The sequence below is a fragment of the Streptomyces sp. NPDC055400 genome, assembly GCF_053644375.1.
Genome location: NZ_JBSHLM010000010.1, coordinates 324,785 through 343,964, shown reverse-complemented (window position 1 = coordinate 343,964; position 19,180 = coordinate 324,785). Strand labels below are relative to the sequence as shown.

At 74.2% G+C, this 19,180-nt stretch carries 16 protein-coding genes and 1 pseudogene; 6 read left to right on the top strand and 11 right to left on the bottom strand.

Annotated features, from left to right (window positions below):
• Positions 1–317: 317 nt before the first annotated feature.
• Both ACWIGU_RS27050 and ACWIGU_RS27045 read right to left on the bottom strand, forming a co-directional pair.
• The gene (locus ACWIGU_RS27050; protein ID WP_454404272.1) at positions 318–1,670 is read right to left on the bottom strand and encodes a carboxyl transferase domain-containing protein; all 1,353 of its coding nucleotides are present in this window, start codon (positions 1,668–1,670) and stop codon (positions 318–320) included.
• Positions 1,663–3,111, bottom strand: a complete 1,449-nt coding sequence (locus ACWIGU_RS27045; RefSeq protein WP_454404271.1) for an acyl-CoA synthetase — start codon at positions 3,109–3,111, stop codon at positions 1,663–1,665. The genes ACWIGU_RS27050 and ACWIGU_RS27045 overlap by 8 nt, the downstream gene beginning before the upstream one ends.
• Positions 3,112–3,279: 168 nt before the next feature.
• Between ACWIGU_RS27045 and ACWIGU_RS27040 the strand changes: the two genes are divergently transcribed.
• A complete protein-coding gene (locus tag ACWIGU_RS27040; protein ID WP_454404270.1) occupies positions 3,280–3,990 on the top strand; it encodes a FadR/GntR family transcriptional regulator in 711 nt (236 codons plus the stop codon).
• Positions 3,991–4,064: 74 nt separating this feature from the next.
• Here the strand turns inward: ACWIGU_RS27040 and ACWIGU_RS27035 are convergent, their stop codons facing one another.
• The 9 genes from ACWIGU_RS27035 to ACWIGU_RS26995 form a co-directional block, all read right to left on the bottom strand.
• Positions 4,065–4,664: a hypothetical protein gene (locus ACWIGU_RS27035; protein WP_454404269.1), complete on the bottom strand. Its 600-nt coding sequence runs from the start codon at positions 4,662–4,664 to the stop codon at positions 4,065–4,067.
• Between the two features lie 32 nt (positions 4,665–4,696).
• The gene (locus tag ACWIGU_RS27030; protein ID WP_454404268.1) at positions 4,697–4,927 is read right to left on the bottom strand and encodes a Trm112 family protein; all 231 of its coding nucleotides are present in this window, start codon (positions 4,925–4,927) and stop codon (positions 4,697–4,699) included.
• Complete coding sequence (locus ACWIGU_RS27025; protein ID WP_454404335.1) at positions 4,914–5,843, bottom strand: hypothetical protein; 930 nt, start codon at positions 5,841–5,843, stop codon at positions 4,914–4,916. The genes ACWIGU_RS27030 and ACWIGU_RS27025 overlap by 14 nt, the downstream gene beginning before the upstream one ends.
• Before the next feature lie 14 nt (positions 5,844–5,857).
• Positions 5,858–6,589, bottom strand: coding sequence for a class I SAM-dependent methyltransferase (locus ACWIGU_RS27020; RefSeq protein ID WP_454404267.1), 732 nt, complete (start codon positions 6,587–6,589; stop codon positions 5,858–5,860).
• Positions 6,586–7,884 carry a condensation protein gene (locus tag ACWIGU_RS27015; protein WP_454404266.1) on the bottom strand — a complete coding sequence of 433 codons (1,299 nt, stop codon included), beginning with the start codon at positions 7,882–7,884 and terminating at the stop codon, positions 6,586–6,588. The genes ACWIGU_RS27020 and ACWIGU_RS27015 overlap by 4 nt, the downstream gene beginning before the upstream one ends.
• The gene (locus ACWIGU_RS27010) at positions 7,881–11,987 is read right to left on the bottom strand and encodes an alpha-(1->3)-arabinofuranosyltransferase domain-containing protein (protein WP_454404265.1); all 4,107 of its coding nucleotides are present in this window, start codon (positions 11,985–11,987) and stop codon (positions 7,881–7,883) included. Before ACWIGU_RS27010 ends, ACWIGU_RS27015 begins: the two co-directional genes overlap by 4 nt.
• Complete coding sequence (locus ACWIGU_RS27005; protein WP_454404264.1) at positions 11,984–12,733, bottom strand: class I SAM-dependent methyltransferase; 750 nt, start codon at positions 12,731–12,733, stop codon at positions 11,984–11,986. Before ACWIGU_RS27005 ends, ACWIGU_RS27010 begins: the two co-directional genes overlap by 4 nt.
• Positions 12,730–13,881, bottom strand: a complete 1,152-nt coding sequence (locus ACWIGU_RS27000) for a glycosyltransferase family 4 protein (RefSeq protein WP_454404263.1) — start codon at positions 13,879–13,881, stop codon at positions 12,730–12,732. Before ACWIGU_RS27000 ends, ACWIGU_RS27005 begins: the two co-directional genes overlap by 4 nt.
• Positions 13,882–14,152: 271 nt before the next feature.
• Positions 14,153–15,163, bottom strand: coding sequence for a DUF3068 domain-containing protein (locus ACWIGU_RS26995; RefSeq protein ID WP_454404262.1), 1,011 nt, complete (start codon positions 15,161–15,163; stop codon positions 14,153–14,155).
• 188 nt (positions 15,164–15,351) lie between these two features.
• On the opposite strand from ACWIGU_RS26995, the gene ACWIGU_RS26990 reads away from it, so the two are divergent.
• The 5 genes and pseudogenes from ACWIGU_RS26990 to ACWIGU_RS26970 all read left to right on the top strand — a co-directional run.
• On the top strand, positions 15,352–15,504 hold the full coding sequence (locus ACWIGU_RS26990; protein WP_165914430.1) for a hypothetical protein: 153 nt from the start codon (positions 15,352–15,354) through the stop codon (positions 15,502–15,504).
• A gap of 3 nt (positions 15,505–15,507) precedes the next feature.
• A complete protein-coding gene (locus ACWIGU_RS26985) occupies positions 15,508–16,800 on the top strand; it encodes a PucR family transcriptional regulator (RefSeq protein ID WP_454404261.1) in 1,293 nt (430 codons plus the stop codon).
• Between the two features lie 187 nt (positions 16,801–16,987).
• Positions 16,988–17,764, top strand: a complete 777-nt coding sequence (locus ACWIGU_RS26980) for an IclR family transcriptional regulator (RefSeq protein ID WP_454404260.1) — start codon at positions 16,988–16,990, stop codon at positions 17,762–17,764.
• On the top strand, positions 17,761–18,609 hold the full coding sequence (locus ACWIGU_RS26975; protein WP_454404259.1) for an SMP-30/gluconolactonase/LRE family protein: 849 nt from the start codon (positions 17,761–17,763) through the stop codon (positions 18,607–18,609). Before ACWIGU_RS26980 ends, ACWIGU_RS26975 begins: the two co-directional genes overlap by 4 nt.
• Before the next feature lie 156 nt (positions 18,610–18,765).
• A pseudogene (locus ACWIGU_RS26970) lies at positions 18,766–19,164 on the top strand (extracellular solute-binding protein); the annotation flags it as partial.
• Positions 19,165–19,180 lie beyond the last annotated feature (16 nt).

The window sequence follows — 19,180 nt, the reverse complement described above, 5'->3', positions numbered from 1 at the left end:
GACGAGCCAGCCGACGAAGTGGACGAGGCCGGCGAGGATGTCGGTGATCAGGTTCATGGTGGTGCGTGCTCCTAGCGGTGTTGCCTGTGTGGGACCAACTCCCCGGCCACGCATGGGACATGGACCGGGTTCGCAATTACGGTCTGCAGCCCGTTGCTTGCGCACCGTAAGCATCGTTGGTCACCGACGCCTCATGCAATTCCTGGCGGCACGATCACCTGTTCAAGGGAACAACTGCTCCCCTGTTCGTATTTTCGAGGCCCCGTGAGGCCCCGTGAGGCCGCGCGGGTCGCTCAAGGGGTCGCTCGACGGGCCGCTCACGACGCCGGCCCCGCGATCCCGCGCACCACGCCGAGATCCACCAAGTCCTGTGGCCTGAGGTGGAGTTGGTCGGCCGTCGCGTCCGCCTCGCCCGGGCCGCGCTTGAGGATCGCGGCGGCGAGTTCGGGCGCGATCACGGAGAAGTAGCTGTCCGGCGTCGCCCAGGTGTTCTCCGGTGCGGCCAGGGCGAGCGCTCCGCCCGAGCCGCCCTCGCCCACGACCAGCGTGGTGACCGGGACCGGCGACGCGGCGAGCGCCGTGAACAGGTCCGCGATGGCGGCGCCCGCCCCCGACCGCTCCGCCTCCGCGTCGTTGGCCGCACCCGGCGTGTCCACCAGCGTCAGTACGGGCATCCCGAGCCGCCCGGCCAGCCGCACCAGTCGCGCCGCCGTCCGGTAGCCGGCCGGCCGTGTCGCCGTACCGAGCTGTGCGGCGTACGCGACCGTCCTGCCGTCCCGCGCGCTCTCCCCGAACCCGCACAGCACACCGTCGTCGGTGCCGCCGCAGCGGTCGCCGCCGACCGTGACCCGGGACGTGAAGTACGCGTCCAAGTACGCGTCGGCACGCGGCCGTTCGGGAGCACGGGCGCGGCGCACCGCATCGCGGCCCGTGGCGGGCAGGTCGCGGCGGCCGAGGGCGTACGGGACCGGGGCGGGGTCGTCGGACGGGCGCGTGAGCAGGCGCAGCCACCCGGCGAGGGTCCCCGCCAGGTCGCCGGGGCGGACCACCGCGTCGACCGCGCCTGCGGCGAACTGGCCGCGTGCCGAGTACGCCGCCGGGTCCGCGTCCGCCGGTCTGACCCGCGAGCCCGCGAAGCCCACCTGCGCCGGGTCGAGCGCCAGGATCACATCGGCGCCCGCGCCGAGCGTCGCCCAGCCGCCGCCCGTCGTCGGGTCGCGCAGGACCGCCACCTGCGCAAGCCCGGCCTCCCGCGTGAGCGCCGACTGCCGTGCCACGCGCTGGAGTTGGGTCAGCGCCCGCATGCCCTCCTGCATCCGGCTGCCGCCCGTCGCGACCAGCGGCACGACGGGGAGCCGGTGCGCGCGGGCGAAGGCGTACGCGGCCTCTATGCGGTCGCCGGTGCGCTCGCCGAGCGAGCCCCCGAGGAAGCCGAACTCGAAGGAGACCAGTACGGCCCTGGTCCCGCCGACCGACGCCGTCCCGCACACCACGGACTCGGCCTCGCCGGTGCGGGCGGTGGCCCGGGCCCGCGCCGCGTCGTAGCCCTCCCAGGAGAGCGGCCCGTCGGGCGCGTACGTGCCGTCGGGGGCGGGCAGTTCGGTGAAGGTGCCGGGGTCGGTGACGGCGGCGAGCGCCTCGCGGGCGGAGAGCCGCACGGCGTCAGCCACGGGGGAGCGCCCGCTTCATGATCTTGCCCATGTCGTTGCGGGGCAGCGCCTCCAGGTAGCGCACCACGCGCGGGCGCTTGTGCGGGGCGAGCCGGTCGGCGACATGGGAGGCCAGCTCGTCGGCGGCCGGGGGCTGTCCGGCGTCGGCCGGGACGATCCAGGCCACGATGCGCTCGCCGAGGTCGTCGTCGGGCTCGCCGGTGACGGCGGCCTCGCTCACCCCGGGGTGCTCGAGCAGCGCGTTCTCGATCTCGCCCGCGCCGATCTTGTAGCCGCCGCTCTTGATGAGGTCGGTGGCCTTGCGGCCCACGATGCGGACATAGCCGTCCGGGTCGCGGACCGCCATGTCGCCGGTGCGGAACCAGCCGCCCTCGGCGAACGCGCCGGCCGTCGCGTCGGGCCGGTTCAGGTACTCCGTGAAGAGGTTGGGACCCCTGACCTGGATCTCGCCGACCGCCTCCGGGTCGCCCGCCGGGATCTCCGTGACGCCGTCGTCCTCCACGAGCCGCACCGAGACGCCCGGCAGCGGCACGCCGACCGTGCCCGCCCGCGCCTCGCCGTCCGCGCGCACGCTCGTGTTCATCAGGGTCTCCGTCATCCCGTACCGCTCGATGACGCGGCGGCCCGTCGCGGCGGCGATCCGCTCGTGGTCGTGCACGGGCAGCGCCGCGGAACCGGACACCAGGAGCCGCGCCCCCGAAAGGGCCTTCGCCAGCTCCGGCTCGGCGGGCAGTGCCTCGGCGATGCGGTGGTACATCGTCGGCACCCCGAACAGCATGGTCGCCCCGCTGCCGAGTTCGCGTGCCACGCCCTCCGTGCTGAACCGGCCCAGGTGGCGAACCGATCCGCCGCGGCGCAGCGGGCCGAGGATGCCCAGGATGAGGCCGTGCACATGGAACAGCGGCAGGCCGTGCACGAGGACGTCGTCGCCGGTCCACTCCCAGGCGTCCTGGAGCGCGTCCAGGGTCGAGGTGACCGCGCGGCGCGGCAGGACCGCGCCCTTGGGCGGGCCCGTGGTGCCGGAGGTGTAGACGACGAACGCGGGCGCCGAGGCGTCCGGCTCGGGCCGTTCGCGGGCCGGACCCGACGCGTCCGCATCGACGCCGATGAACCTCAAGTCGCCCAGCGCGTGCGGGAGTTCGGTGCCCGGTGCGGCGAGCACGACGTCCGGGGCGCTGTCGGCCACGATGTGCGCCAGCTCGCCGCCGCCCGACTTCGGGTTGAGCGGTACGGCGGGCACGCCCGCGAGCAGCGCCGCGACAACGCCGACGGCGGTCTCCAGGGTGGGCGTCGCCCACACGGCGGCCCGGCTCGCGCCGTCGAGGCGCGCGGCCAGGGCTCCGGCCGCCGAGGCCAGCTCCCCGTAGGTGAGGGAGCGGTCGCCGAAGCGCAGGGCGGGGCGGTCGGGGTCGTGGGCCAGGGCGGGGAAGAGCAGGGACACGGGTGGCGCTCCTAGCGGCGGTCGACAGTGACGGCAGTGGACAAGTGGCTGAACCAATGTGGGGTCGGCGTCGCCCGTACGTCAAGGATGCGCCGGAAGATTGGTTCAGCCACTGGGCCATTTGTCGGGCCCGCTGTTACGCTGCGGAACCCCAGGGAGGAGGGCCCCATGACCGACGCACTGCGGCCGATGACGGCCAGGCCGCGCCTGTACGAGCAGGTCATCGACCGGCTGCGCGCCTACGTCGCCGAGGGCGGCCTGCGCGCCGGTGACCGCCTCCCGCCCGAGCGCGACCTGGCCGCCCGCCTCGGCGTGAGCCGCGCCTCCGTGAAGCAGGCCATCACCGTCCTGGAGGTCCAGGGCCTGGTGGAGGCCCGGCACGGCGGCGGCACGTACCTCATGCGCGACAGCCTCGACGCGGAGCCCGTCGAACGGATGGTGGAGCGCCGACGCCGGCTGCCCGACGTCCTGGAGGCGCGCGAGGCGCTGGAGACCAAGCTCGCCGAGCTGGCCGCCGAACGCCGCACCGACGAGGACCTCGCCGCCCTGCACTCGGCGCTCGACCGCATGGCGGCCGACATCGAGGACGGCGGGCACGGCGTCGAGGGTGACCGGCTCTTCCACGCGGCCGTCACCGCGGCCGCCCACAGCGCGCTCCTCGCCGAGTTCATGCGGTCCATCGCCGACCAGGTCGCCGAGTCACGCACCGAGTCCCTGCGTCAGCCGCGCCGCCCCGCCCGCTCCCTCGCGCAGCACCGGGCCATCCTCGAAGCGATCGAGACGGGCCGCCCGGCACAGGCCGCGGCGGCGATGCGCCGCCACGTACGGACAGTGGCGAAGGTACGGCTCCTGGGCTGGGACCCGGACGCGAGCGAGTAGCCGGCCCCCGCAAGGACCCCCGCAGAGTCCCCCCAACAAAGTCGCCCGCAATGGGGTTGCCGACCCAGCCGCCGTCAGCCGGTGAGTGTCCAGCGCTGGAGCAGTCCGTAGGTGAACTCCGCTCTGACCTCACGAGGCGTCCCCTCCGTGTCCGGCGCCGTGAAGGCGAGACCCCAGCGCGTGGGCGCCGAGCCCTCCAGCGGGCGGGCCGGCGCGAACGCCTCGGACACCTCGTCCACGGTGCAGGACCAGGGCACGAGGTCGTCGAGGGTGCGGAGCGCGGGCGCCGGTGCGCCGGGGGCCCGCACCAGCCACTCGTTCCACACCGCGCCGTTCGGGCCTGCCAGCGCCTCGAAGAGCAGGCCGGGCCAGAGCGGCACGCTCCATCGCAGGGCCTCGCACGTCAGGTCGCCGATGTGCCGGGTGACGGTGTGCTCGGGGGCGCCGAGGAGCGAGCGGTACAGGGACCGTGTGGTGAGCGGGCCCCTCGCATGGCGCCTGGCCTGGTAGCGGCGGTTCGCCTCCCGCATCTGCGCCACCGTCGCGCCCAGTTCCCGGCGCGCGTCCTCCACAAGGTCCGGGTTGTGGTCCGCCATGCGGCGCAGCAGGACCAGCTGGAAGTCGGTGACCGTGAAGGGCTCGCCGGTGGGGGCGGGCCCGCGTCGCGCTGACATACGGTCCATGGTCGCGCACGGCGGCCGCGCCGTCAGGGCGACATCCGGTCGAGCAGCCGCTCGTGCTCGTCCTCCGGGACCTGCTCGCCCGACGAGGGCAGGAGCTGGGGGATGCCGTCGACGATCGGGTAGCGGCGCCGCAACCGGGGGTTGTAGAGCGCCTCGCCCGGCAGGAGGGCGTTCTCCTCGGGCGGCAGGAGGTGCAGCGGGCCCTTGTCGAGCGGGCAGGCCAGGATCCTCAGCAGCGGGTCATCGGGCTTCACGGTGGGCCAACTCCTTGACGGGCGAGGGTGTTCGGGGCGGCGGGTCGTCGTGCTTCGGCATGAGGAGCAGTACGGACACGGCGAGAAGCGTGCCGGTCAGGCGCAGCGCGAGCGCCACCGGTTCGCGCGGCAGTGACTCGCCGAACGCGAGCGTGCCGAGCACGGCCGTGAACAGGCACGTCACCGTCGAGCACACCGGCACGATCAGCGAGGCGCGGCACCGCTGGAGCGCCGCCTGCGACATGACGAGCCCGAACCCGCCCGTGCACAGCAGGAGATAGGGGTAGGGCGAGGTCAGCAGGTGCAGCGCGGCAGCGCCGAGCCGGTCCGTGGTCAGATACCCGGCGACCCCCTTGATGGCCAGCGAGCTCACGCCGTAGAGCAGGCCCACCGCGACCCCGTAGGCGACGCCGCTCGTCGGGAGGCGGTGCCGGCGGCGCGTCCTGCGCTCGGCGAGGCCGTACAGGAGCAGCCCCGCCGCGAGCGTCGGCACGCACACCCCGAGGATCAGCGCGGCGGGCGCGCCCTTGCCGACCGTGTCGCTGCCCTGGCGCAGGGACAGTACGACCATGAGGAGCGCGGCGAGGATCGCCCCGATCGCGTACCGCTCCCGGCCCGTCGTCCGCTCCCCGAGGAGCGCCGAGGACAGGAGCAGCAGGAGGACGAGGCCGGAGACGAAGACGGCCTGCGCGGCGGCGATGGGAAGCGTTCTGTAGACGGCGAGCTGTGCCCCGAACCCGGCGGCCAGGGCCAGGAAGCCGCCGAGCCAGAGGGGACTGCCGGCGACGAGGCGCACCAGGCGGGCCGGGCGGCGCACGCTGATCTGCGGCAGCGCGGCGAGCGCCCGCTTCTCCAGGACGAATCCGGTGCTGTAGAGGACGTTCGCGAGGAGCGCCGCGCCGACGCCCCACCCCATGGCGGTCATCCCGCTCACGTCTTCCTGGCGTGCAGCAGGAGGATCGACGAGAGGGAAGGGGCCGCGCAGACGAGCCGGTCCAGGGGACGCAGCGGGCGCGGCACCCCGTGGAAGGGCGCGCCCGTGACCCGTACGACGTCGAAGCCCGCCGCCGCCACGAACGAGCGCAGCGCGCGGGCCGTGTACAGCCGCAGATGGCCCACGACCTCGGTGCCCGGGCGGCCGTGCACCGCGCGCAGGCTGACCTCGGAGAAGACGGGCTGCACACCGGCGAGGAGCAGGGCGCGGTTGTACCAGGCGGCGAGGTTCGGCGTGGACAGCATGAGATGGCCGCCGGGGCGCAGGATCCGGCGGATCTCGTCGAGCGCGGCATCGGGGTCGACGAGGTGCTCGATCACCTCGCTGAACAGGACGGCGTCGGCGGAGCCCGCCGCGAACGGCAGCCCGCTCGCGGTGAGTTCACCCCGCACCACGTCCGGGATCCGGGCTCTGGCCCGCTTGAGGGCGTCCTGCGACCAGTCGACACCGACGATGCGGTGGCCCGCGAGGAGCGGCGCCGCGGTGGCCGCGGCCTGCCCGTCGCCGCAGCCGATGTCGATGACCGTGGCGGGGAAGGGCGCGGGCCTGCCGAGGGCGGTGGCGAGCGCGCGGGCCTGGCGGTGGGAGCGCTGTTCGCCGGAGGCGACCGGGGTCGCCGGGTCCTCGTAGAAGTCCCGCAGCCCCGGCGGGGCGGACGTGGTGGTCATGGCGTCGCCTCCTGCGTCGCGTGCAGGTAGTGCTCGAACAGGTCAAGGAGACGGTCGCCGTCGCCCGGTCCGAGCAGGGCGCGCGACCAGCGCAGCGCGAGGTGCAGCCGGCCCGCCGTGGACGCGGTCGTCACGGTCAGGCCGCGCGGCATGCGCGCGGGGGCCGAGAACCAGACGGCGTGGGCGCGGCCCGCGTCGCCGAAGTCGAGCGGGTAGGGGACGCGGCCGATGTTGCTGAGCAGCGTGGTCGACGTCCAGGGCGCGGCGGCCCTGCGCAGCCCGCGGGTGACCGCGGCGCGCCAGGCGACCGGGGCGAGCGGAGCGGTGAGGAGGGCGGCGCCGTGACCGAGCTGGGGCCGGCCGAGGGCCTTGAGCGCGCGGGTGCGCACCGAGGTGCGGTGCAGCAGGAGCGGGATGCCCGCAGGTGCCAACTCCTGTGGTTCGAAGGTGACTTCGACGAGCCGTGTGCCGTTGCCGATCGGCATGTCCGCGCCCCGGGGCCGGTCGTCCACCGGCATCGTGATGCGCAGGGGGCGCGGGCGCGCGCCGTGCTCCCTGTTCCAGTGCGTGATCATCAGGGCGGTGGCGGCCATGAGCTGGTCGTTGACGGTGTACGGGGCGCCGGCCGGCCGGTGCGGCACGGGCAGGTCCGCGACGAGGAGGCCGTTGCCGGGCGAGAGGGCCGGCGAGGGATCAGGGGTGCCGGGGGCGACGCGGGCGGGCGGGGTCCACGGCGAGGGCCCGCGCAGGGCGGGCCCCGGCGCCCCGGGCGGCGCCCTGTGCGGCCCGGGCGCACCGGGGGCGTCGTCGTGACCCCCGTAGATCTCGGCCGCCGTCGCGAGAACGCGCAGACAGGCCGGGCCGTCCAGCGCGGTGTGGTTGATGGTGAGGAAGAGGACCGCGGCGCCGTCCTCCCGCTCCCGCACGACCTCCAGACGGATCGGCGGCGACGCGGTCAGCGGAGGGGCGTGCGTCAGCGCCCGTGTCCTCGCGTCCTTGAGCGCGTCCGGCCCCGGCGGCGGGAAGGCGACCACGTCCACATCGGGGCCACGGGTCAGCTCCCACTCGTAGCGCCGCCGGTACCAGGGGCCCGCCGCCTCCCGCATCAGGATGCGCGGATGGCGGCGCAGCGCCCCGGCGAACGCGGCCTTCAGGCGTGCGGGGTCCGGAGCGCCCGGCAGGTGGACCTCGATGTGGACGGTCTCCGGCTCCTCGTCCTGGAGACAGTGCCGGGCGACCTCGTCGACCACGGGGAACGGGACGCGCCGCGGCGCGGGCGGGGCCGGAACGCTCATGCTTCGCCTTCCTGCGACGGGCCGGCCGCGGTGTCCGGCGGCCTGCGGGTGGTCGCCAGCGCCGCGAACAGGGCGACCAGCGCGAGGAGTTGGGCCACCGGGCCGAACGCGCCCGCGGACGACCGGGACGGCTCCCCGGCCCCCACCGCGGCGGCGACCCCCGCGCCCGCCATCGCCAGGAACGCGAGCGGGACGAGGAGGGCGTGCCGCCGCCACGCCACGAGGGCGAGCGCCGGGACGAGCAGCGCGAGCGGGCCCGCGATCACCGCGCCGACGAGGGTGAGCGCCACCGTGCCGAGCAGCAGCCCGGGCGGCGGGGCGGGCGGCGTCACGTCTGTGGACGCGGCGCGCCGCCGGAACAGGGCGATCCCGGCCAGCGCGAGCACGCCCGCGGCCCCGCCGAACAGCCCGGCCTCGTACGTCCGCGCCGGCTCGTAACTCAGCTTCACGGTGCCGCCCGCGCCCTGGGGGACGAGGAAGCCCTGCTGCCAGCCGTCCAGGCGCAACGGCGTCAGCTCCTTGCCGTCGAGGGTCGCCTTCCAGCCGTCGTTCACGTTCTCGTACGTCGTCAGATAGGCGGCGGGGCCCGAGCCGACGGTCACCTCCTTGCGGTCGCCGAGCCAGTCGCGGATACGCAGACCGCGGCCGGCGGGCGGGGTGGTGGAGGGCGCGTCGGTGCGGGTGAGGGTGGCGTCGGTGAGACGGAGGGGGCCCTTGTCCTGCGGAGTCTCCAGGGTGTGGGTGCCGGCCGGGAGTCCGAGCGAGGCGGGGACCTTCCCGCACAGGGTGACGGTGATCGGGCGGCGCTCCACCAGGTCCCTGACCGATCCCCGCGCGCGCGTCGCGTACCGCGTCCCGTCGACGGTGACCTCGGGTCCCTTGCCGCAGGGCAGGCTGAACGTGCGGGTCGGGGACGGCTGTGGGGTGCGGTACCGGTCGAGCGCCGGGAGGTACGCCTCCGTCAGCCCGACCGGCAGTTGCAGATCGGCGTCCGCCACCGGGTTGTGGACGGTGAGGGGCGCCGTCGCGGTGACGGTGATGTCCAGGCGGTCCGTGGTGATCGGGTCGAAGCGGGCCACGCCGTTCTCGTCGACGCCCGCCACCGCCGCCCCGTCCGGCGAACCGATCTCGATCTTCTCGGGCCGGGTGGACAGGCCGCCCGCGGCGGCGAGTACGACCTCGCCCACCGGCTGCTTGTCCGGCCAGCGCAGATGGAGGGTGGGCCGGTCGCCCGCGATCCACGCCGTGGTCAGGTCGCCGTCCGTGAGATTGCGCGCCGACAGATCGCCGCCGAGCGCGGACGTGGAGTCCGCGGTGGCCGTGACGCGACGGCGCTGATCGGGCGCCACGTCGTAGAGGAGCTTGTCGAACGCGTCGCCCGGAGCGGGCCGCGCGCTCGCCTCGAGCGTGTACGTGCCGCCTTCGGCGGTCGTGAACCGGCGCCCGAGGTTCGGCTCCCCGGTGGTCGCGTGGAAGCTGAACTGCTGCGCGTCCGTGGAGTCCTGGGGCAGCCGCAGCAGCCTGGTCACCCGGACGCCGGGGATGCCGACGCCGGAGAAGCCCGCGCCCACGAGCCCCGTGTGCCCGGCCTGCGCGTCCAGGATCGTGATCCGCAGCCAGCTGCTGTTTCCCTCAGGCGCCTTGACGGTCTGGGGCTTGCCGTTCGCCTGAAGGGCCGAGGTGGCCGAGCCGGTTTCCGTCTGTACGCGGATCCGGGTCGGCGCGGCCCGGACTCCCTCCTGAGGCAGGGGGGTCACCTGGAGCGTGTCGGGCACGGGTGTCTTCGAGGAGAACGCGATCCGCAGCCACTGCCCGTCGGGCGTGCCCGGTGTGCCCTCCGCCCACGCCGTGTCCGGGTCCCCGTCGAACGCGTTCACCGGGTCGTACTGCGGCAGGTGGAACAGCCAGTTCCCGCTCGACGACGCCGTGACCTGCGCGGCGCCGCGCAGCACGGCGGTCGTCTGATGGCGGATCCCCTCGCCCGGCAGGATCTGCCGCGGCTTCGCCCCCGGGTCCTGCGTGCTGCCCGGGGAGTTCCGCTCGGCCGGCGTGTACGTGTACGAGGTGTTGGAGCCGACCAGGCCGAAGCGGGTGTCGGCGCGGCGAAGGCCGTCACCGGCCGTGCGCAGCGCGGGCGTACCGATGCCCGGGTGGTTGTCGCCCGCCAGGACGGTGGGCCGGCCGCGCATCGCCGGGTCGGCGGACAGCGGCAGGAGCGCCTCGGGGCCGCCGCTGACCTCCGCCGTGCCGGAGACCGGCAGCAGGGCTGCCTGCCCGGGGCGCCGCGCGGAGCCGGGCGCGTAGATCTCCACCGCGCGCTGGCGCGGATAGAGCCCCTCGACCTGGAGCGGGGTGCCCTCGGCGATGCGCCCGCCGGTCGTGACGGGCCCGAACCCGGTGACGCGCCGGTACCCGGACTCCTCCAGGGTGCGCCTGACGGTCGCGGTCGGTACGTAGCCCAGCTGGTCGGGGTCGAGGTCGTTGCGGACGACGACGTAGTGCAGGCCCGCCCTGCCCAAGTAGTCCTGGAGGCCCGGGACTTCACCTCCTGTGGTCAGGGCCTGCTCGACGGCGTCGAGGGCGCGGCGGTTACCGGGTGTGCCGAACGGGACGTAGTCGCGCTGCGCCCAGCGCGAGTCGGCGAGGACGTCGAGGGGCTGGTCGATGGGGGAGCCCCAGGTGTAGATGCCGTGCGCGGTGGCGGGCACGACGAGGGCGCGCGAGTCGGGCGCGTTCTTCTTCAGCCAGTGCGCGGTCGTGTCCCAGTACGCGGGCAGGGAACGGAACGAACCCGGTTGCAGGATCGAGCCGTTGAGGTAGGGCCAGGCGAGTCCCGGCAGGATGAGCACCGCCGCCACTAGGGGCGCGTACCGGCGGTGGCGCAGGGGGCGGGCGCCGCGCGGCTCGGCCGCGACCGCCGTCACATGCATCAGCCCGAAGGCGAGGGCGAGCCCGAGGCCGGTCTGGAACTTGTAGATGTTGCGGAACGGGACCAGGCCGCCGTTCAGCCAGGACTGCACCGTGGAGTGGAAGGGTGCGCCGAGCGCTCCGCCGTAGCCCGCGAGCGTGATCAGCGCGACCGTGAGGACCGTCAGGACGAGCCAGCGGCGTTCCGGCAGATCACGGCGGGCGAGCCCCGCGAGCCCGAAGGCCGCCGCGAGCGCCGACCCGACGACGGTCACGGCCGCCGTCGCGACCGTCCAGCCCGCGGGCAGCCACGCCTCGCCGAAGTGCAGATACGCCACCCAGTTCCCGGCACCGCGCAGGGACTCGGCGGCCGACATGGTGCCCGTCGTGGTCTGGGAAGTCTCCACGTACGGAAGGAAGTTCTCGCCGTACACGCCCAGGAGGAGGAGCGGCAGGATCCACCAGGCCGTCGCGAGGATCACCGACGGGGTCCACCACGCGATCAGCTTGCGGCGGCGCGGTCCCGGTGGCCGGGAGAGGAGATAGAGGCCCACGGGCACGAGGGAGGCGACGGTGGCCGCCGCGTTCACGCCGCCCATGAACGGGATGAGGAGCGCCGAGCGCGTCGCGGCGACGCGCGCGCTCGTGCGGTGGTTCGTGAGCGGCAGCAGCACCCACGGCAGGAACGCGCCCGGCAGGGCGGCCGCCGACGTCGAGCCGACGACGATCGTGAACGCCGGCCACAGCGCGTACGCCACCGCGCCGAGCAGCCGGGTGCGCGGGCTGCCGATCCTCAGGCGCTCCGCGAGGCGCAGGGCACCCCAGAACGCCACCGTCACGATGATCGACAGCCACAGCCGCTCGGCCAGCCACACCGGCAGATGCGTCAGGCGCGCGAGCCCGTAGTAGGGCAGCATCGGGAACGAGTAGCCGACGTACTGGTCGAAGATCCCGCCGAAGCCGGCCCGGTCGTGCCACAGATCGCCCAGGTCCGTGAGGAACTTCCACGGGTCGAGCGCGACGCCCAGCTTCGTGTCGAACGTCATGCGCCCGGGCGACACCGCCACGAACAGCACGAACACCGTGGCCCAGAAGGCCAGCAGCCAGCGCCGCGAGCGGGGCCCCCGCCCGTGGCCGGGCCGCGAGGGGGCGGGGTGGGCCGCTGCCGGGGGCGGCGCCTGGACCGTGCTCGTCATGGAGAACACCGCCGGAGGATGAGGAGGAGGTTCCAGGTGGCGAACTCGCGCACCCCCGGCACCTTCGCGACGGTCGCCGCGAGGAACGGCCAGTAGCGGGAGCGCGCGGAGACGACGGTGATGTCGTCACGGGCCCTGACCTGGCGCAGCGTCGGGCCGATGTGATGCGCGAAGAGGTTCTCGCCGAGCGTGTGCTTGGGCGGCCTGCCCGTGCGCCGCTGATAGCGGGCGCCGGCCCGGGCGGCGCCCAGGTAGTGCCAGGGCGCCCACTCGTGACCGCCCCACGGGGACAGCCAGTTGGTGAACGAGAGATAGACGATCCCGCCGGGCCGCGTCACGCGGACCAGCTCACTGAGAAACGTCTGCGGGTCATTCACGTGTTCCAGGACGTTCGAGGAGAACGTGACGTCGGCCGCGCCCTCCGCGAGCGGCAGCAGATAGCCGTCCGCGACGACGGCGGGAGCGGACGGCCGCTCGCCCAGCTCCCTCACGTCGGGCTCGAAGAGGAAGCCGTGGGCGCCGCGCCGCCGGAACTCCCGCGTGAAGTAGCCGGACCCGCCGCCCACATCGACGACGACTTTTCCGCGTACGCCGCCGCAGACCGCCTCGACCTGGTCGGCGGCGTCGCGGGCCAGCAGGGAGTAGCAGGCCTCGGGGTCCTGCTGTTCGCGCAGGAACGCGCGGAACAGGGCGAGTGAGCGGCGCAGCGACGGGTCGGGCGGGGAGGTCCGTGTCGAGTGCGTCATGGCGCGGGGCTCCTCACCGCCTCGGCGGCCACGGCTCTGAACTGCCGCACCGTGTGCGCCCAGCGGAAGGTCGCGGCGCGTTCCTCGGCGGCCTTGCCCATCAGCCTCCGCCGCTGTCCCGACAGGGCCAGTGCGCACCAGGCCGCTGCGAACGACGACTCGCCGCGCGCGAGGAGACCCGTGACGCCGTCCTCCACGGAGTCGCGCAGGCCCGGCACGTCGAAGCCGATCGCCGGGGTCCCGCGCGCGGCGGCCTCCGTGACGACCAGCCCCCAGCCCTCCACGGCGGAGGGGTGCAGCAGCAGCCACGCCTCGCACAGCAGCCGGTTCTTCTCGGCCTCGGAGACATGGCCCCTGAACTCGACGCCGGGGCCCGCGAGGTGTTCGAGCTGTTCCCGCTCGGGCCCGTCGCCGACGATCAGGAGCCGGCCGCCGGTGACCGGCCGCACCCGCTCCCACAGCCGCAGCAGCAGATCGATCCGCTTGTACTCGACGAGCCGGCCCATCGCGAGGAAGAGCGGCTCACGGGAGCGGTCCGCGCGCGGGCCCGGCTCCTCGACGCCGTTGTGGACGACGCGGATGCGCTCCCGTTCGACGCCGAGCGCCCGCAGCGCGGCCGCCGTCGACGGCGAGACGGCCACCAGCAGACCGCGTCGCTCGGCGCCGGACAGCGCCCAGTGCTCCAGTCTCCGCCCGAGCCGCGCGGCCGGCGCGAGAGGCCCGCCGAAGCGCATGCGCCACAGATCGGTGTGGACGTGGTTGACCAGGCGCAGCGTCGGGCCGCGGTGCCACAGCGGTGCCAGGTACGGCATGCCGTTGCACACCTCCACGAGCAGGTCGCAGTCGCCGACCTGGCGGGCGAAGGCGGAGCGCGCCCGCAGATAGTGGCCGAGGTCGCCGCCCGCCGACACGACGCGGTAGTCGCGGAACGCGGCGGGTCCGCCGCACAGGAGCGTCACCTCGTGTCCCAGGCGGGTGAGCCCGTCGGCCAGCCGGTCGACGAGGAGTTCGGAGCCGCCCGCGGCCGGATTGCCGAGGTCGCGGTGGGCGAGGAAGACGATCCGGCGCGGCGGTGGGGGAAGCGCCGGGTGGGGACGCGCGTCGCCCGGGTGGGGCGTGCGCAGGGGGGTGGGCACGTGCTGGGGCATGGGTGCTCCAACTCGTCTCGGGGTGCGGAACCGTGTGGGGGGACTTGCGTGGGGCGTTCAGCGACGACGCCTTTGCGGACGCCGTCACGGGGACTGGCTCAGGCAGCGGAACGGGGTGCCGGGGCGGCGGTTACGGAGGGGCTGTGCCGGGGCTGTGCGGGGGCCGTGCCTGAACTGTGCGGGGGGTGGGGTGGGACAGTTTTCGCCGAGCTGTTCGATGCGGCTACTCACCGAGGTGACAAATTCTCAGCTTTCCGGAGCTGACGTCTCATCACATCGTGGAGGGTTCCAGCACTGTTGGGGACGAATCGGGATTCGACGGCCTCCTCCCGCCCGTACCGCCCCGTCCGCCCCTGCCCCGTACGACGAACACGGCACCCAGTGCCGCGAGCCCCAGGCCGGCCGCGCCCGCCGTGAGCGGGAGCGTCGTGCCGAGGAGGCGGAGCCGGCCGCTGTCGTCGTCGGCGAGAGCGACCTGCCGGCGCTGCGTGGCCGGGGTGAACGCGATGCGCTCGCTGTCCAGGAGCACCACCGCGTCCTTCGCCGAACCGGGGGCGCGCAGCGTCTTGCGCGGGCCGATCGCCGCATGGACGATCCGGCCCGTCTTCTGGTCCACGACCAGCTCGATGCCGTGGTTCGCGTACCACTCCTCGGCAAGCACCTGATTCCGCTTCGGCTGCCCCACGATCGTCCCGGGCACCAGACGCGACCCGGTCCTCGTGGCGGGGACGGTGCCGGTGAAGCGGTAGCCCTCGTAGCCCTGGACCTTCTTCGTGCCCCGGTAGGAGAGCGTGACCGTCGCGCCGAGCGTGTTGTCCCACCAGCGGTAGGCGCGCTTCTGTACGTCGAAGGGGAACTTGAGGTAGGCCTCGCCCTCGAAGGACGGCTGCTCGCCGCAGCAGTGCACGGGTGCGTTGGTCCTGCGGTCGGTGACCCAGCGCTCCAGGGTCCACTGAAGCGCGTCGTGCGGGTCCGCCGCGGGCAGCGACGCGTCGGTGTCGACGGACGTGGACACGTCCCACACCGCCCGGCCGCTCTTCTCGGACGCGGCCACATCGCCGCGCACCTGGCGCGTGACGGTGATCCTCCTGCCGTGCACGGTCTTCACCGCGCCGGTGTCGAAGTAGCTTCCGGTTCCGGTGAACACGGTCGTCGTGTCGACGTCGACGGGGGTGCGTTCGGCGCGCGGTTCGACGTACCACGCGAGCAGCGGGGCCAGGGCGAGCAGGAACGCGCCGAGACCCAGGGTGAGCAGGGAGAAAGGTGAAGCTGTACGACGCATCCGGCACTCCTGGGGTGGGGGAGGGAGGTCTGGAGCGGGCGCAACGCGGCTTTGGGCCGGGAACCGTAGGCGCACCCTTGACGGAGTGTCAATGCATTGCGGACACTGGGCACTTGCCGGAACGGGGCCCGGCAGGGGACTGCGCGAAGGGTGGGGATTCGACCTCCGAACGAGAGGCTGACCCTGCGATGAACCGACTGCTCGCCGCCGCCCTGACCGTCGCGGCAGGCGCCGTGCTCGCCCTCGGCGCCTCCCTGGGCGTCGTCGCCCTCCTGAACGCCACCCCGGACCAGCCGAACGTGCCGCTCGTGACGTACGAGACAGCCGGCCGGGAGCGTTGAGGGGTGCCCCCCGTTCCGTCCGTCGGCCCCGCGGCCCACAGCGCCGTGCGGCCCGAGCGCTCGGCCTGGCGCGATGTGCCCCGGCTCCAGGTGAAACGGTTCGCCGGGCTCGCCATGGCCGAGGCGCCCGCCCTCGCGGAGGACATCCTGCGGGAGATCCGCCGCGAATACCCCCACTTACCCCTCGTGCTCGACGAGTCCGGCGAGCCCATGGCGCTCGTCGGCATCCGCCGAGCCATCGAGGGCTTCGTGCAGCTCCAGCTCGCCGACGCGGAGGACCGGCCGCGCTCCCACCCGGCCGTCTTCCAGGAGTTCGGCCGCGGCCAGAGCCTGCACGGCCGCAGCCTCGACTCCCTCCAGGCCATGTACCGGCTCGGCGTCCGCCTGGCCTGGCGCCGCCTCGCCGAACTCGGCCAGCGGGCCCTCATCCCGCCGCCCGCCATGTACGAACTCGCCGAGTCGGGCTTCGAGTACCTCGACGGACTCGTCGACCAGTCCGTACGCGGCTACGCCGAGGCCGCCGCCCGGCAGGCCGGCGAACGCCTGCGCCTCCAGCGCAGACTCATCGACCTGCTCCTCACCGAGCAGACCGAACACCCCGACCATGGCGAACGCGTCGCCGCCGCCCCGCCCGACCCCGCGCGGGCCCTCGCCGAACGGGCCTCCCGGATCGGCTGGCCCCTGCCCGGCCGGGTCTCCGTCGGAGTGCTCCTGCGCCCCGCGCGCGAGGCGGTCGCGCCCGCCGTCGGGCAGGGCGTGCTCCTCGACATGGAGACCGAGCAGCCCCGCATGGTCGTGCCCGACCCCGACGCGGCGGGCCGCCCCGAACTCCTGCGCCGCGCCATGGCCGGCTGGTCGGGCGCGATCGGCCCGCCGGTGCCGCTGCCGGACGCGGCGAAGTCCCTGCGCTGGGCCGAGGCGGCTGTCCGGCTCGTGGAGCGCGGGCTGCTCCCGGCGGGCGAGGTGCTCCACTGCACCGAACACACCCAGGCCCTCGTGCTCCTCCAGCCCGAGGAGCTCATCGACGACCTGTCGCGCCGCGCGCTCGCACCCCTCGCCCACTGCGGCCCCACCCATGCCCGCCGCATGGCCGACACCCTCCTCGCCTGGCTGGAGACACGCGGCGGCGCACCCGAGGTGGCCGCCCGTCTCGGCGTCCACCCGCAGACCGTCCGCTACCGGCTGCGCCAGATCCGCGAGCTGTGGGGCGACGAGATCGACGACCCGGACCACCGCTTCGAGCTGGAACTGGTGCTGCGGGCACGGCGGCTGAGGGATCTGCCCGGCGGACCGTGACCGGTCCGTCCGTCAGGCCCTCCCGGCTGTGACACGCGTACGGGGCATGTGAGGACCGCCATGGGGGCCGCGAACCGGTCCGCGGGGGCATCCCCGGGCCCATTGCCCACTCAGCGCGGCTGTGAGTAGCCTATGTTCGTGATACCGACCGACTGTTGAAATTTCGAACATAGAGAGGGGGCCGGCCGTGGGGCGTCTCGTACCCGCCGTGACCCGGGCTCTCGACATACTCGAGCTGTTCCTGGACGGGGACGGCACCCTGTCCGCCCCGGACATCGTCCGCAAGCTCCAGCTGCCCCGCACCACCGTGCACGAGCTGGTCACGACGCTGGCCGCCCGCTCCTACATAGTGACGGTGCCGGGCGATCCCGGCCGCTACCGCCTCGGTGTGCGCCCGTACCAGCTCGGCAGCCGGTACGCGGAGCAGCTCGACCTCGCCGCCGAGGGCCAGCAGGTCGCCCGCGAGGTCGCCGAGACCTGCGACGAGACCGTGCACGTGGCGATCCTCGAGGGCGCCGACGTCATCTACATCGCGAAGGTCGACAGCACCCACGCCGTGCGGATGGTCTCCGCCGCGGGGCGCCGCCTGCCCGCGCACTGCACCTCCGTCGGCAAGATGCTCCTCGCCTCGCTGCCGCAGCCCGAGCTGGCGGCCCGCGTCCCTGACGACGCCGAGCTGATGGCGATGACGGAGAACAGCATCACCGACCCGGCCGCCCTGCGCGAGGCCCTCGCCGGCATCCGCGAGCGCGGCGTCGCCGTCGAGAGCCGCGAGTCCAACCCGGACGTCAGCTGTGTCGCCGCCCCCGTGCGCGACCGCTCCGGACGGGTCGTGGCCGCGCTCTCCGTGTCGGTGCCGATGATCCGGTGGAGCGCGCCGCGCGAGGACGAGCTGGCGCAGCTCGCCGTGAAGGGCGCCGCCGACCTGTCGGAGCGGCTCGGGTACCGGGGGGCCGACCGATGAGGCCGGAGGTGGCCGTCCGCGCGCAGGCCACGCTCGGGGAGGGCCCCACCTGGGACGCGGAGGCCGGCCGGCTGATCTGGGTCGACATCCTCGGCAGCCGGGTCCACACGTACGAACCCGCGACCGGCCGCCGTACGGTCATGGCCACCGAGCAGCACGTGGGCGCCGCCAAGCCGCGGGCCGGCGGCGCGGGACTCGTCGTGAACCTCCGTGACGGCATCGGCCTGTACGGGCCCGGCGGCAAGGACTTCCGCTGGCTGCACCGGGACCCCGTGCCGGGCCGGCGCGGCAACGACGCCGCCGTCGCCCCCGACGGCTCGCTCTGGGCGGGCAGCATGGCGTACGACGAGACGCCGGGCGGCGGCAATCTCCTGCGGATCGCGCCCGACGGGACCACCACCGAGATCCTCGGCGACGTCACGGTCAGCAACGGCACCGGCTGGAGCCCCGACGGCGCGCTCATGTACTACGTCGACACCCCGACGCGGCGCATCGATGTCTTTGACGTGGACGGTCAACAGGTCGTGCGGCGGCGGGAGTTCGCGGTCGTCGAGGAGGGTGCCGGGTACCCCGACGGGCTGACCGTCGACGCCGACGGCTGTGTGTGGGTCGCCCTCTGGGACGGCTCGGCGCTGCGCCGCTACACCCCGTCCGGGGCGCTCGACCGCGTCGTGGAGCTGCCGGTGAAGCGCCCCACGGCCTGTGCCTTCGGCGGCGCGGACCTCACCGACCTGTACGTCACGTCGGCGCGCGTCGGCCTCGACGCCCCGTCCCCGTACGCCGGTTCGCTGCTCGTCCTGCGCGACATGGGCCGTGGCCTGGCCCAACCGGCGTTCGAGGGCTGAGCCCGGAGCGAGCGTTTCGAAGGTGCGGGACCCCCGCGCGGGCGGGGGTCCCGCACCTTTGTGTTGCGCAACCCATTGACGCCGCCGCGTCCCGAACCTACGGTCCCGTTCGAAGTTACGAGCGCCATTCGGTATATCGAACAGTAAGGGCAGGGAATGGGACGACCTGGCCTGAACCGCAGGCAACTCCTGGCCGGACTCGGCGGGTTGACGGTGGCGGGCAGCTTCGGCTTTGCGGCACTGGGCACGGGCGCCGACGCGCTCGCCTCCAGCGCGAGCACACGCGTGCGCTACTGGAACCTCTTCAGCGGCGGCGACGGCTACAACATGATCGCGATGCTGGACTCCTTCCGTAAGGAACAACCCGGCATCGACGTGAAGGACTCGACCCTCCAGTGGGGCAGCCCCTTCTGCACCACGCTCGCCATGGCGGCGGCGGGCAACCGCGCACCGGACCCCGGCGTGATGCACCTGGGCCGCGTCACCGGGTTCTCGCCCGGCCGCCTCCTCGGCCCCTGGGACGTCGGCCTGCTCGCCACGTACGGCGTGAAGGAAGCCCTTGCGGTAGAAG

What these genes read in the sequence shown, in the direction of transcription:
- ACWIGU_RS27010 (WP_454404265.1), bottom strand. Translation starts at nt 11,987, where the DNA reads ATGACGAGCACGGTCCAGGCGCCGCCCCCGGCAGCGGCCCACCCCGCC.
- ACWIGU_RS27005 (WP_454404264.1), bottom strand. Translation starts at nt 12,733, where the DNA reads ATGACGCACTCGACACGGACCTCCCCGCCCGACCCGTCGCTGCGCCGC.
- ACWIGU_RS27035 (WP_454404269.1), bottom strand. Translation starts at nt 4,664, where the DNA reads ATGTCAGCGCGACGCGGGCCCGCCCCCACCGGCGAGCCCTTCACGGTC.
- ACWIGU_RS26975 (WP_454404259.1), top strand. Translation starts at nt 17,761, where the DNA reads ATGAGGCCGGAGGTGGCCGTCCGCGCGCAGGCCACGCTCGGGGAGGGC.
- ACWIGU_RS27040 (WP_454404270.1), top strand. Translation starts at nt 3,280, where the DNA reads ATGACCGACGCACTGCGGCCGATGACGGCCAGGCCGCGCCTGTACGAG.
- ACWIGU_RS26990 (WP_165914430.1), top strand. Translation starts at nt 15,352, where the DNA reads ATGAACCGACTGCTCGCCGCCGCCCTGACCGTCGCGGCAGGCGCCGTG.
- ACWIGU_RS27015 (WP_454404266.1), bottom strand. Translation starts at nt 7,884, where the DNA reads ATGAGCGTTCCGGCCCCGCCCGCGCCGCGGCGCGTCCCGTTCCCCGTG.
- ACWIGU_RS27020 (WP_454404267.1), bottom strand. Translation starts at nt 6,589, where the DNA reads ATGACCACCACGTCCGCCCCGCCGGGGCTGCGGGACTTCTACGAGGAC.
- ACWIGU_RS26995 (WP_454404262.1), bottom strand. Translation starts at nt 15,163, where the DNA reads ATGCGTCGTACAGCTTCACCTTTCTCCCTGCTCACCCTGGGTCTCGGC.
- ACWIGU_RS27000 (WP_454404263.1), bottom strand. Translation starts at nt 13,881, where the DNA reads ATGCCCCAGCACGTGCCCACCCCCCTGCGCACGCCCCACCCGGGCGAC.
- ACWIGU_RS27025 (WP_454404335.1), bottom strand. Translation starts at nt 5,843, where the DNA reads ATGGGGTGGGGCGTCGGCGCGGCGCTCCTCGCGAACGTCCTCTACAGC.